Raw genomic sequence first — 12,882 nt, 5'->3', positions numbered from 1 at the left:
TGCGCAACCGGAGGCAGGGGCCATGAATGGCGCAGTATAGGCACGCCGATCCAGTCGTTTTTTCCGTATTGAGCGGTGAATACAGTGTATTTTCCCGCAACGACCACCCGAGGCAGAGAACGAATGGCCGCCCGCACCCGCGAACTGGACAAGATCGACCGCAAGATACTGCGCATCCTGCAGGCCGAGGGCCGCATTTCCTTCACCGAACTGGGCGAGCGCGTGGGCCTGTCCACCACGCCCTGCACCGAGCGCGTGCGCCGGCTGGAGCGCGAGGGCGTGATCACCGGCTACTACGCGCGGCTGGACCCGCAGTACGTCAAGGCCGGGCTGCTGGTGTTCGTGGAGATCTCGCTGGCCTACAAGTCCGGCGACATCTTCGAAGAGTTCCGCCGCGCCGCGCTGAAGCTGCCCAACGTGCTGGAATGCCACCTGGTTTCGGGCGACTTCGACTACCTGCTCAAGGCCCGCATCAACGAGATGGCCTCCTACCGCAAACTGCTCGGCAGCACCCTGCTGAGCCTGCCGCACGTGCGCGAGTCCAAGAGCTACATCGTGATGGAAGAGGTCAAGGAAACCCTGAGCCTGCCGATCGCCGAATGACGCTCAGGGGCTGCCGTCGTCCTGCTTGACGATGCGCTGCCCGTCGCCGCTGGGCACGGTGTCGTAGTAGCGGCCGGTGCGGGTGTCCATCACCCGGTTGGCACCGGCCTGGCGCATGCCGTTCATGCGCTGGCCGTGCGCGTCGTAGACCGGCCGCTGCGCCGCCGGCCGGGTAATCGGCCTGGGCGTGGAGGCCTGCGGCTTGCCCACCGTCGGCGGTTCGTCGCGTTGCGTGCGCTCGCCCGCCTTGTCGTCGTTGCTCTTCGACGGCTGCGGCAGGCTCACCGGCCGGGTCTCGGTGGGCGATGGCGGCTGCCGGAGCTGGGCCTGCGCCGCCAGCGGCACCGCCGCGGCCAGCAGCAGCACCAACGCATGCGCACGTTTCATTCACGTCTCCCTACGATCCGGCAGGAAACCCGAGAGTATGCTTCCGGTTCGGCATCGAGCAAGGTGGAGCGGCAGATGGGCAACAGCGAGAACGGCGGCGCGGGCGCGGCCCGCCATCCCGGTTACGACCTGGCGCCTCCCGGCGATGCCCAGCGCGCCGCGCTGGTCGATGCGCTGAGCGAGGAGGAGCGGCGCGTGCTGCTGCACCACGGCACCGAGGCGCCATTCTGCGGCGTGTTCCTCGACAACAAGCACGAGGGCACCTACTGTTGCCGCCTGTGCGGGCTGCCGCTGTTCCGCTCCAGCGCCAAGTTCGACTCCGGCACCGGCTGGCCCAGCTTCTTCGCCCCGTTCGACCCGGCCCACGTCCGCCGCCTCCACGACCGCAGCCACGGGATGGAGCGCACGGAAATCGTCTGCGCCCGCTGCGGCAGCCACCTAGGCCACGTGTTCCCCGACGGGCCGCCGCCGACGTTCGAAAGGCATTGCCTCAACTCGGTTTCGCTGTCCTTCGTCGACCGCGGCGCACCGTGGCCCGACCCGCTGCGGCGCGGCGGCGCCGAAGCGGCAAGCGCCGACTGAGTTCACGTTTTCGCATTACAGAAATCCCCGGTCCGGCCGACAATGGGGTGTCCCCCCTTCCGCTCCGGTTCCCCATGCTCATCATCGTCGGTCTGCTCGTCGTCGTCCTCAGCGTGCTCGGCGGCTATGTCGGCGCGCACGGGAAACTCGGCGCGCTGTGGCAGCCGTTCGAGCTGGTCATCATCGGTGGCGCGGCGCTGGGCGCGTTCCTGGTCGGCACCCCGGCCAAGACGGTCAGGCAGACCCTGCGCGCGGTGGTCGGCGTGTTCAAGGGGCCACGCTACAAGCGCGACGACTACCTGGACGTGCTCAGCCTGCTGTACGAGCTGCTCAACAAGGCCCGCCGCGAGGGCTTCATGTCACTGGAGGAGCACGTCGAGAACCCGGCCGGCAGCGCGCTGTTCGCCAACTACCCCAAGGTCCTGGCCGACCACCACCTGATCGATTTCATCACCGACTGCCTGCGGCTGATGATCGGCAGCAACATCGAGCCGCACGAGCTGGAGCCGCTGCTGGAACTGGAGCTGGACAAGCACCACCACGAGGCGCTGGAGCCGGCGCACGTGCTGACCAAGGTCGCCGACGGCCTGCCCGGTTTCGGCATCGTCGCCGCGGTGCTGGGCATCGTCATCACCATGGGCGCCATCGGCGGGGACATCAAGGAGGTCGGCGCGCACGTGGCCGGCGCGCTGGTCGGCACCTTCCTCGGCATCCTGCTCGGCTACGGCTTCATCGGCCCGATCGCGGCCGCGGTGGAGGCCCGCGCCGAGCAGGACGCGCGCATCTACGAGTCGGTCAAGACCGCGCTGCTGGCCTGCCTGCGCGGCTACAACCCGAAGATCGCGCTGGAGTTCGCCCGCAAGACCGTGCCCTCGGCGCTGCGCCCGGGCTTCAGCGAGTTCGAGCAGCACCTGAAGTCGGTCAAATAAGCCATGGCGAGCAACGATGCCAAGCCCACGGTGATCGTGCGGCGGGTGAAGAAGGTGCAGGGCGGCGGCCACCACGGCGGTTCGTGGAAGGTGGCCTATGCCGACTTCGTCACCGCGATGATGGCCTTCTTCCTGGTGATGTGGCTGCTGGCCTCCACCACCCAGCCCGAGCGCGCGGGCATTTCCGAATACTTCCGCAACCCCAGCCCGCTCAGCGGCACCAGCACCACCGCGGCGCCGGGCATGGCCGGGCCGGGCGGCGCCAGCACCTCGATGATCAAGCTCGGCGGCGCCACCGACATCTCCCGCGGCAACAGCAACGACCCGTTCCAGAACCAGCGCGAGGCCATCCCCAACCCGGTGGACGAGCGCGAACGCGAGAAGCAGCGGCTGGAGGCGCTGAAGCAGGAGCTGGAGGAGGCCATCGACAAGAGCCAGGCGCTGGAGCCGTTCAAGGACCAGCTGCTGCTGGACATCACCCCGGAGGGGCTGCGCATCCAGATCGTGGACAAGCAGAACCGGCCGATGTTCGACGTGGGCAGCGCCAAGCTGATGCCGTACACGCGCGACATCCTGCGCGAGCTGTCGCGCTTCATCAACCAGGTGCCCAACCACATCAGCATCAGCGGCCACACCGACACCACCGCCTATTCCACCCAGAGCGGCTACAGCAACTGGGAGCTGAGCGCCGACCGCGCCAACGCCGCGCGCCGCGCCCTGCTGGAAGGCGGCATGGACGAGGCCAAGGTGGCGCGCGTGGTCGGTCTGGCCTCGTCGGTCCTGTTCGACAAGACCGACCCGCAGAACCCGATCAACCGCCGCATCAGCATCGTGGTGATGACCAAGGAAGCCGAGGCGGCGGCGCTGTCGAACATCGCCGCGGTGCCGCTGGACGCGCCGGACGCCGCCGCCATCCCCGAGGCCGCGGCGCCGCCGGCGGACGCCACCACGCCCGGCATCGACTAGCCGGCGCGGCGGCATTCCGGCATCGCCGCGGACAGCCGCCTACAATGGCGGCCGTTTTCCCTTACCGAGCAGCCCATGTCCCGCAATTCCAAGGCCAAGCGCGACCAGCGCAAGAAGCAGCAAGCCCGCCGTCCGTTCCTGCGCCTGGACGCGCAGCAGCAGGTGCAGAACCACGCCGTGCTGACCAACGAGGAAGGCCACGTGGTCGCCGCCATCGGCCTGCAGGGCCGGCAATGGCTGCTGTCCATCGGCGGGCAGACGATGGGCAACGCCGACAACCCGGTGCCGATGCTGGCCATGCTCAAGCACCTGGCCAACGTGCAGGAGAAGGAAGGCCGCACCGTCAACCTGGAACATTCGCCGCTGCTGCAGCAGCTGCTGGACGCGCTGGCCGCCGAGCAGGGCGTGAGCGCCGACGACTACCTGGCCGCGCAGGTCGCCGAGTTCGAGAACGTCGAAGGCGAGGAAGCGGTCGCGACGGCCGACGATCCGGCCGAAGCCGAGGCCGAAGCCGCCGACGGCGACAAGCCGCAGGCCTGAGCCGCGGGCCGCGCGCGGTGGCGGTCTACATCGACGATGCGGTGCATCCCTGGCGTGGCGAGCGCTGGGCGCACCTGATGGCCGACACCCTGCCCGAGCTGCACGCGCTGGCGCAGCGGCTCGGGATCCCGCGCCGCGCCTTCCAGAACCGCCCCAGCGGCGCGCACTACGACGTGCCGGCGCCGCTGCGCGAACAGGCCATCGCCCTGGGCGCGCGCGCCATCTCCCGGCATACCGACCGGGAGCTGTTGCGCGCGGTCATCGCCAACGCGCGCGCGCAATACAGCCCGTAGCTGCGGGGCTTGCCCCGCAGGCTCTTCGGCAATCCGCGCCGCGCTCGGTGAACGCGACGCCTCGCGATTCATGCCGTCGGGGGCGTAGCCCCGACCTACGCCATCCGCCGGCGCTCAGAACGGGTCGCTGCCCGGCCGCACTTCCACGCCCAGCAGCGAGCACAGGGCCAGCATCGCCTCGTCGTCGCGGCGGAGCGCGATCCAGCCGGCATGGGCGTCCTCGCCGGTGTTCCAGGTCCACAGGGTGTAGCCATGCTCGCGCAGGCGATCATGCGCGGTCGCCAGCAGCGCGGGTACGTCGATGGTCTCGGCGAAATCCTCGTCGTCCAGGTCGCCGCCCCAGTCCACGCGCAGGTTCCAGCGCGCGGCCAGCTCGTCGATCACCGCCACCAGCGAACCGGTGTCCTGCCCGTCCACGAAGAAGCCCGAACGCCAGTCGATGGCGTCCTTCAGGTCCCACAGCCACTGCTCGTCGCCGGCCTCGTGCTCGGCCCCGGCGCGCGCCTCGCGCCAGGCGTCGAACTGCTGCAGCGCCAGTTCCTCGTCACCGGGATTGAGCAGCCACAGCAGGTTCCATACCCGTGCCGGGTGGTCGTCCTCGTCGAAGGTCGGCTGCAGCTCGTCGGGATCTTCGTAATCGGCGCTGTTGTCGGGCATGGCGGTTTTCCACGGGATGGCGGGCATTCTGCCGCCGCGCGCGCGCCGGCGGAAGCGGCCGCGCCGGCGCAGCGGGTATCCTTGCGCACCGAAGCCGGCCACGGTGGCCCGCAGCGAAACCCGAAAATGAGCGATACCCCTCCCGACCGCCTGGCGGTCAACCCCACCAGCCCGTTCCACGACCCGGCCATGCTCGAGCGCGGCGTCGGCGTGCGCTTCAACGGCATCGAGCGCGACGACGTCGAGGAATATTCGGTCAGCGAAGGCTGGATCCGGGTGCAGGCCGGCAAGGCCCGCGACCGCCGCGGCAACCCGATGACGCTGAAGATCAACGGCTCGGTGGAAGCGTATTTCCTCGAACTGAACAAGTAAGGCGGGCAACGCCGCGCCCGGCAGCGTCCGGCGCACGGCCGCGGCGCCCTTCTCCCGCGAAGGAAGAGGGGCGCTGCCCACGGACCCCGCTCAATCCCGCTGCCGGCTTTCCAGCAGGTCCAGGTTGCGGATCAGCCTGCGCGCGACCTCGTCGGACAGCTGCCCGTGCCGGACCAGCCGGAACAGCTCCTCGCGCTCGGCGTTGAGCCCGGCCGCGCGCAGGCTGCGGTAGGCCTGCTCCATGCGCCGCACCTTGCCCGGGTCCTCGTCCGGGCCCTGGCCCTTCTCCAGGTTGCGCTGGTACAGCAGGCTCACCCGCGCCGCGGCGTCGTTGCAGAGCTGCATCCGGGCAGCAGGCTGGCCCTCCACCAGTTGCTGGCGCACCTTCTCCACCGCCACCAGCGCGGCCTTGGAAGACAGCCTGCGGGCCAGATCCTCCTCGCGCCGGGCGCTGTCGTCCTTCGGCAGCTCCAGGCCTTTCAGCAGCCGCGGCAGCAGCACGCTGGCGGCGAGCAGCGATATCAGGATCACCGCCGCGGCCAGGAAGATCACCAGGTCGCGCGCCGGGAACGGCTCGCCGCTGGGCAGCAGCAACGGCAGCGTCAGCACGCCGGCCAGGGTGATGGCGCCGCGCACGCCAGCCACCGACATCGCCAGCACCACGCGCGTCGGCGTATGCGCGCGCTGTTCGCCGCGCATCCGCGCGCGCAGCAGGTTCCAGCGCAGCGACAGCCACACGAACACCAGCCGCAGCAGCACCAGCGTCACGCTGATCGCCGTCACGTAGATCAGCAGCCACCACCACTCGTGGTGGCCGGTGACCGAGATCGTCGCCACCGCACGCTGCACGATGCCCGGCAGCTGCTCGCCCAGCAGCACGAACATGATGCCGTTGAAGCTGAACTGCACCGTGTTCCACACCGCCGTGCGCTGTACCCGCATGCTGCCGCTGACCCGGCCGCTGAGCTCGACGTAGCTCATGCTGATGCCGGCGGCGACCGCGGCGAGGATGCCCGACGCCTCGAACTCCTCGGCCAGCAGGTAGGCGGCGAACGGGATCAGCAGGTTGACCAGCAGCGCGGCGCCCGGCTCCTCGCCGAACCGGCGCCACAGCCAGCGCTGCAGGGTGGACACGCCCAGGGTCACCACCACGCCGATGGCGAGGCCGGCGAAGGCCACCCACAGAAAGGTCAGCGAGGCCTGCGCCAGCGAGAAGCTGCCGGTCATCACCGCCGCCACCGCGAAGCTGAAGCACACCAGGCCCGAGGCGTCGTTGAGCAGCGACTCGCCTTCCAGGATGTGCATCAGTCGCTTGGGGAACGGCACCCGCGCGGCGATGGCGCCGACCGCCACCGGGTCGGTCGGCGAGATGATCGCTGCCAGCGCGAACGCCACCGCCAGCGGCATCACCGGGATCAGCCAGTGGATCAGCAGGCCGGCGCCGAGCACGGTGAACACCACCAGCCCGAACGCCAGCTCCACGATCGCGCCCTTGTCGCGGAACAGCCCCTGCTTGGGGATGCGCCAACCGTCCAGGAACAGCAGCGGCGGCAGGAACAGCAGGAAGAACACCTCCGGCTCCAGCGCGTGGCCGCGCTTGAACACGCCGGAGATCAGCGCGCCCAGGGCGATCTGCACCAGCGGCAGCGGCAGGGAAAAGGGGAGGATTCTTACCAGGTAGCCACTGGCGACCACCGCCACCAGCATCGCCAGAACGACTTCAATCGTGTGCATGCGTGTTCCACGGAAGTCGCCACCACGACGGCAGGCTGCCGACGCCGGCAGCGACGGTTGGATGAATGCAAAAAAACTACCACAGCCGCCAACGGCCGAAGACGGCGGTCTGCAACCACTGCCCGTGGGACGGGGCTACTCCCCCGGCTTCGCTGCGCATGGCGCGTCGGGGACATAGCCCCGACCTACGGAGAGTGGCGGCGGAGGTCGCGGGCGTCTCCGCTCACGCCCCGTCGCACGACAGCGCCAGCAGCGCGATCACCTCGGCCAGCGGCATCGGCTGGCCCAGCAGGTAGCCCTGCACCTGGTCGCAGCCGTGCGCCACCAGCCAGTCCAGCTGCGCCTGGTTCTCCACGCCCTCGGCGATCACCACCAGCCCCATGCTGTGGCCCAGCGACAACAGCGCGCGGCAGATGGCGGCATTGCGCGGGTTGCGCTCGACGTCGGTGACGAAGCAGCGGTCGATCTTCAGCGAATCCAGCGGCAGGTGCTGCAGGTAGGACATGCTGGAAAAACCGGTGCCGAAATCGTCCAGCGACACCGCGATGCCGCGGGCGTTCAGGCTCTTCAGCACCTGCATCGCCTGCGCCGGGTTGTGCATCAGGCAGCTCTCGGTCAGCTCCATCTGCAGCGCGCCCGGCGCCAGCCCGTTGGCCTCGGTGGCGGCGACGAACTCGCCGAGCAGGTCGCTGTTGAACAGCTGCACCGCCGACACGTTGACCGCGATCGGCAACCCCGCCCAGCCATGCGCGGCCAGCTCGCGCTGCGCCCGCGCCGCGGCCTGGATCACCCAGCGGCCGAGCACGATGATCAGGCCGGTGTCCTCGCACAGCTGGATGAAGTCGGACGGCGGGATGAAGCCGCCGTCCGGCTGTGGCCAGCGCAGCAGCGCCTCCAGCACCGCCGGGGTGCCGTCGGCGGCATGCCGGATCGGCTGGAAGTGCAGTTCGAATTCGTCGCGGTCGATGGCCCGGCGGATGCGCCCGGCCAGCTGCAGCCGCTCGGCGTGGCGCGCGGCCATGCGGCAGTCGAAGCGCGACACCACCACGCCCTGCTCGCGCGCGGCATGCGCGGCCTGCGCGGCGCGGCCCAGCACCTGGTCGGCGCGCTCGCCGTCGTCCGGGCAACTGGCCACGCCGATCCGCGGCTCCAACTGGTGGAACGAATCGCGCCCGCGCACCGGTTCGGACGCCGCTTCCAACAGGGCCTCCAGCGCCGCCTGCGGGTCGTGCCCGGCGGTCACCGCGACCACGAAGTCCTCCGCCGGCTGCCACGCGGTCAGGCCATGCCGCGCGCCCAGCGCGCCGAGCCGGCCGACCATCGCCTGCAGCACGTCCTCGCCGGCCTCGCGGCCCAGCGTGTCGGTCACCAGCCGCAGCCCCCGCAGTTGGATGTGCAGGATGGTGTAGCCGCCGCCGTCGGCATCCAGCTGCTCGGCCAGCGCGCGCACCGTCAACAGGCCGGTGTCCGGGTCGTGGCTGGCGCGATAGGCCAGGTCGCGCTCGTAGGCCAGCCGCTGGCTGACGTCCTCGGCCAGCGTCAGGCACGCGGCGCGGCCGTCGAATTCCAACTGCGCCATGTGCCCGACCACCTCGAAGGTGCTGCCGTCCTTGCGCCGGTGCATGCGCACCCGCGGCGCCAGCGCGCGCCCGTGCCCATCGAGCGCATCGTCGCGCGCCTGCTTGACCTCGCTCCACTCCTCCTCCGGGCGGATGTCGAGGATGGTCATGGCCAGGAATTCCTCGCGGCTGTAGCCGTACTGTTCCATCGCCGCGCGGTTCACCTCCAGGAACTGCAAGGTGTCCACATCGAAGATCCAGAACGGCGCCGGGTTGCGGTCGAACAGCAGCCGGAACTGGCGCTCGGCCTCCTGCGCGCGCTCCTGGTTGCGCAGGTGCTCGCTGACGTCGACCACCGCGCCGGCCAGGCGCCGCCCGCGCTGGCTGTCCACCCGCTCGCCGCGCACCGACAGCCAGCGCAGCCCGCCATCGGGCAGCACGAAGCGGTAGGTCATGTCCAGCGCTTCCTCGCCGTTCCAGGCGCGCGCCAGCTCTTCGCGCAGGAGCTCGCGGTCCTCGTCGCAGACCTGCCCCAGGAACGCCTCCAGCGAGGCGCCGCGCAGCTCCAGCCCGAACATCTGCCGGGTGATGTCCGACCAGTGGACCCACGCGCCATCGCCTTCGATGGACCACGTGCCGACCTTGCCGACCTTGTGCGCCAGCGCCAGTTCCGCCGCACCGGCGCGCAGTTCATCGGTCAACCGTGCCTGCCGCCGTGCATTGCCGCGCACGCTGTGGAACAGGTAGGCGAAGCCGGCCAGGTACAGCAGGAACAGGCCGATGGCCACGTACAGGTAGGTGCGCCACGGCGCCATCACCTCGTCGTAGGACAACGCCGCGAACAGGAACAACGGGTAGTCGCGCGGCACGCTCAACGCGACAATGCGGCGCACCCCGTCCATCGGGCTGTCTGCCACCCCCAGCGCCAACGTCTGCTCCGAGGCCGGCGGCAGCCGCAGCGGGCGCGGCAGCGGGCGTTCCACCGCGGCCGGGTCCAGACTGTGCGCCAGCAGGTGCCCGTCACGACTGCCGATCGAAACCACCCCGAGCCGCCCCGTGTCCAGGCCACTGACTACACGCTGGAACACGGCCAGGCGTATCCGCGCCAGCAGCCACTGATCCGGCTGCATCGGCACTGCGGCCAGCAGCACCCTGCCACCTTCGGCGGTCGCCTCCAGCCCGCCGACATACAGATCACCGTCCATCACCCGGTTCTGCGGCAATATCCACTGCGGCAACGTCGGGTCACCGCGGCCGCCGGACAACGGGTTGCCGGCATTGTCCACCAGGGCAATCGTGGCCAGGTCGGGGTTGCGTTCCAACATGCCGTGGATGCTTGCCGCCAGCAACGCGGGCGCCTGTTCCGGCGTCTGCCGGAAATACTCGCGACCATCACGGGCGGCACCACGCAACGCGCGCTCCATCGTGCTCAACTCGGCCCGCAGCAGGCGGTCGCTGCCGGCGGCCAGCGCCATGCTCTGCCGTTGCGCGGCCTGCATGCGGTTGGCATGGTCGCTCCACAACATGGCGGCCAACATGGCCGCCAGCAGCAGCGCGATGACCGCGCCGAACACGGAAACCGAGCGCAGCGGATGCGCGATGCCCCGGCTCACCGGGCCGCTCTCCGCATCTGTGATCGGCTGTTGGTCGTTTTCGGCACCCGTGTCTCCGGAAAAGCAGGCAGCGCCCTGCAAGGCCGGAATACCCCGCCTCGCATACACGCCCGGATCCATCGCAGCATGCAGCACAAAACCGTCGACGTGAAGCCCGCGTGCACGGCATCGCCAACGAGAGCCCACATTCGGCACATCCATGCGCGGGCGCCGGCATCGGCGGCGCGGTGCCAACGCCCTTAAACTCGGGCCTTCATCACGAATCAGGTCACACACATGGTCCCGCAACGTCCCCTGCTGGTGCTGGCAATCGGCGCCGCCCTCGCCCTGAGCGCCTGCGACAGGAACCCCGCCCCGGCCGCATCCGCGCCGCAGGCGCAGGCATCGGCATCGAAGCCGCAACTGGGCAGCTTCGGCTTCGATGCGGCGGGCATGGACCGCAGCGTCGCCGCCGGCGACGACTTCTTCGATTACGCCAACGGTGGCTGGGTCAAGGCCACCGAGATCCCGGCCGACCGTTCCAGCTACGGCAGCTTCAACGTGATCGCCGAGAAGACCCTGGCCGACACCCGCGCGATCATGGAGGAAGCCGGCAGCGCCGCCGACGGCGAGGCACGCAAGGTCGGCGACTACTACGCTGCCTACATGGACGAGGCCGCCATCGAGGCGCGCGGCATCGCGCCGCTGCAGCCGCAGTTGCAGGCCATCACCGGCATCGGCGACCGGCAGGCGTTGGCCCGCGCGCTGGGCGGCAGCATGCGCGCAGACGTGGACCTGCTCAACGCCACCAACTTCTACACCCCGCACCTGTTCGGCGTGTGGGTGTCGGTGGACCTGCTGCAACCGCAGCGCAACGCGCCCTACCTGGTGCAGGGCGGGCTGGGCATGCCCGACCGCGACTTCTACCTGGAAGGCGGGCGCATGGCCGAGCTGCGCAAGGCCTACCAAGGCTACGTGGCGCGGCTGCTGGAACTGTCCGGCGACGCCGCCGCCGCGGCCAAGGCCGCGCGCATCGTTGCATTGGAAACGAAGATCGCGCGCGCCCACGCCACGCAGGAGGACACCAACGACGTCGAGAAGGGCGCCAATGCGTGGAAGCAGGCCGACCTCGGCGCGAAGGCGCCCGGCATGGACTGGGCCGCGTTCCTCGACGCGGCCGGGCTCTCGGCGCAGCAGGACTTCATCGTCTGGCAGCCGCAGGCCGTGGCCGGGCTGTCCAGGCTGGTCGCCAGCGAACCGCTGGACGCGTGGAAGGACTACCTCGCCTTCCACGCGCTGGACGAAGCCGCGCCGTACCTGCCCAAGGCCTTCGCCGACGCGCACTTCGCCTTCCACGGCACCACGATGAACGGCACCCCGCAGCAGAGCGAGCGCTGGAAGCGCGCGGTGGCGCGGACCAACGACGCCATCGGCGAGGCGGTCGGCAAGATCTACGTCGAGCGCCACTTCGACGCCGCCACCAAGGCGCGCGCCGACGAGATGGCGAAGAACATCATCGCCGCCTTCGCCAGGCGCATCGACGCGCTGGAATGGATGTCGCCGCAGACCAAGGCGCACGCCCAGGCCAAGGTCGCCGGGCTCAAGGTCGGCATGGGCTACCCGGACAAGTGGCGCGACTACAGCGCGCTGGACGTGAAGCGCGACGACGCGCTGGGCAACGCGCAGCGTGCTTCGCTGTTCGAATACCGGCGCAACCTCGCCAAGCTCGGCCAGCCGGTGGACCACGGCGAATGGGCGATGCTGCCGCAGACCATCAACGCGATGAACGTGCCGCTGGAGAACCGGCTGGTGTTCCCGGCCGCGATCCTGCAGCCGCCGTTCTTCGACGGCGCCGCCGACGATGCGGTCAACTACGGCGCCATCGGCGCGGTGATCGGCCACGAGATCAGCCATGGCTTCGACAACGCCGGCGCGCTGTTCGACGAAACCGGCAAGCTGCACAACTGGTGGACGGCCGACGACCTGAAGCAGTTCAACGCCGCCGGCGACGCGCTGGCCGCGCAGTTCGGCGGCTACGCGCCGTTCCCCGGCGTGCACGTGAACGGCCGCCTGACCCTGGGCGAGAACATCGCCGACGTGGCCGGGCTGGCCACCGCGCACGACGCCTATGTGCTGTCGCAGCAGGGCAAGCCGGCGCAGGCGCTGGAAGGCTTCACGCCGGACCAGCGTTTCTTCCTCGGCTTCGCTCAGGCCTGGCGCAGCAAGGCGCGCGAGCAGGCGCTGCGCAACTCGCTGCTGACCAACGTGCACGCACCGGGCCAGTTCCGCGCGCTGACCGTGCGCAACCTCGATGCGTGGTACCCGGCCTTCGACGTCAAGCAGGGCCAGCAGCTGTACCTGGCGCCGGAGCAGCGGGTGAAGGTCTGGTAAGCGGCCCTGCCGCACCGGTCACGGAAACGGGCGCCGCGGCGCCCGTTTCCGTTTGCCGCCACGTCCCCCCCTTTCCCGGCGCACTCACCGTGGATGCGGGGATCGTAGATGCGGGGCTCGCCCCGCATGGAGCTTTCCCGACGAAGCCCCGTGCCGGGCAAGCCCGACACCTACGGCCGGGTCGCTTTCCGAATGTACCGCTCGGGTACCACCGGCACCTGTATGGGCACTCACGGCATTCTCGTGTGCGCTCGCAACATCACTTGCGTCTTTCATC

At 70.0% G+C, this 12,882-nt stretch carries 12 protein-coding genes; 8 read left to right on the top strand and 4 right to left on the bottom strand.

Going from position 1 to position 12,882, the window contains the following annotated elements; genetic code table 11:
- The first annotated feature begins 123 nt into the window (after positions 1 to 123).
- Positions 124 to 603 carry a winged helix-turn-helix transcriptional regulator gene (locus tag MIC98_RS03975; RefSeq protein WP_057640938.1) on the top strand — a complete coding sequence of 160 codons (480 nt, stop codon included), beginning with the start codon at positions 124 to 126 and terminating at the stop codon, positions 601 to 603.
- A 3-nt stretch (positions 604 to 606) separates the two neighbouring features.
- Here MIC98_RS03975 and MIC98_RS03970 read toward each other — a convergent pair whose 3' ends face one another.
- Positions 607 to 990 (bottom strand): classical arabinogalactan protein 4, encoded by a 384-nt coding sequence (locus MIC98_RS03970; protein WP_239735811.1) that lies wholly within the window; start codon positions 988 to 990, stop codon positions 607 to 609.
- Between the two features lie 75 nt (positions 991 to 1,065).
- On the opposite strand from MIC98_RS03970, the gene msrB reads away from it, so the two are divergent.
- From msrB to MIC98_RS03945, 5 genes are all read left to right on the top strand, one after another.
- On the top strand, positions 1,066 to 1,572 hold the full coding sequence (gene msrB / locus MIC98_RS03965; RefSeq protein ID WP_057640940.1) for a peptide-methionine (R)-S-oxide reductase MsrB: 507 nt from the start codon (positions 1,066 to 1,068) through the stop codon (positions 1,570 to 1,572).
- 74 nt (positions 1,573 to 1,646) lie between these two features.
- Positions 1,647 to 2,501, top strand: a complete 855-nt coding sequence (motA, locus tag MIC98_RS03960) for a flagellar motor stator protein MotA (protein ID WP_057640941.1) — start codon at positions 1,647 to 1,649, stop codon at positions 2,499 to 2,501.
- 3 nt (positions 2,502 to 2,504) lie between these two features.
- Complete coding sequence (gene motB, locus MIC98_RS03955) at positions 2,505 to 3,467, top strand: flagellar motor protein MotB (RefSeq protein ID WP_239735809.1); 963 nt, start codon at positions 2,505 to 2,507, stop codon at positions 3,465 to 3,467.
- A gap of 75 nt (positions 3,468 to 3,542) precedes the next feature.
- Positions 3,543 to 4,007, top strand: a complete 465-nt coding sequence (locus MIC98_RS03950; protein ID WP_239735807.1) for a hypothetical protein — start codon at positions 3,543 to 3,545, stop codon at positions 4,005 to 4,007.
- A gap of 17 nt (positions 4,008 to 4,024) precedes the next feature.
- On the top strand, positions 4,025 to 4,300 hold the full coding sequence (locus MIC98_RS03945) for a DUF4031 domain-containing protein (RefSeq protein ID WP_239735804.1): 276 nt from the start codon (positions 4,025 to 4,027) through the stop codon (positions 4,298 to 4,300).
- A gap of 114 nt (positions 4,301 to 4,414) precedes the next feature.
- Here the strand turns inward: MIC98_RS03945 and MIC98_RS03940 are convergent, their stop codons facing one another.
- Positions 4,415 to 4,957, bottom strand: coding sequence for a hypothetical protein (locus MIC98_RS03940; protein ID WP_057640962.1), 543 nt, complete (start codon positions 4,955 to 4,957; stop codon positions 4,415 to 4,417).
- A 126-nt stretch (positions 4,958 to 5,083) separates the two neighbouring features.
- On the opposite strand from MIC98_RS03940, the gene MIC98_RS03935 reads away from it, so the two are divergent.
- Positions 5,084 to 5,329: a DUF3297 family protein gene (locus MIC98_RS03935; protein WP_057640945.1), complete on the top strand. Its 246-nt coding sequence runs from the start codon at positions 5,084 to 5,086 to the stop codon at positions 5,327 to 5,329.
- Positions 5,330 to 5,419: 90 nt separating this feature from the next.
- Here MIC98_RS03935 and MIC98_RS03930 read toward each other — a convergent pair whose 3' ends face one another.
- Positions 5,420 to 7,063 carry a Na+/H+ antiporter gene (locus MIC98_RS03930; protein WP_239735802.1) on the bottom strand — a complete coding sequence of 548 codons (1,644 nt, stop codon included), beginning with the start codon at positions 7,061 to 7,063 and terminating at the stop codon, positions 5,420 to 5,422.
- Positions 7,064 to 7,286: 223 nt separating this feature from the next.
- Positions 7,287 to 10,235, bottom strand: a complete 2,949-nt coding sequence (locus MIC98_RS03925; protein ID WP_239735800.1) for an EAL domain-containing protein — start codon at positions 10,233 to 10,235, stop codon at positions 7,287 to 7,289.
- Positions 10,236 to 10,511: 276 nt separating this feature from the next.
- Between MIC98_RS03925 and MIC98_RS03920 the strand changes: the two genes are divergently transcribed.
- Complete coding sequence (locus MIC98_RS03920; protein WP_239735798.1) at positions 10,512 to 12,605, top strand: M13 family metallopeptidase; 2,094 nt, start codon at positions 10,512 to 10,514, stop codon at positions 12,603 to 12,605.
- The last annotated feature ends 277 nt before the right edge of the window (positions 12,606 to 12,882 follow it).

Source organism: Stenotrophomonas sp. NLF4-10 (genome assembly GCF_022359915.1).
Lineage (GTDB): Bacteria > Pseudomonadota > Gammaproteobacteria > Xanthomonadales > Xanthomonadaceae > Stenotrophomonas > Stenotrophomonas daejeonensis.
This window is presented reverse-complemented; position numbering and strand designations above follow the sequence as displayed.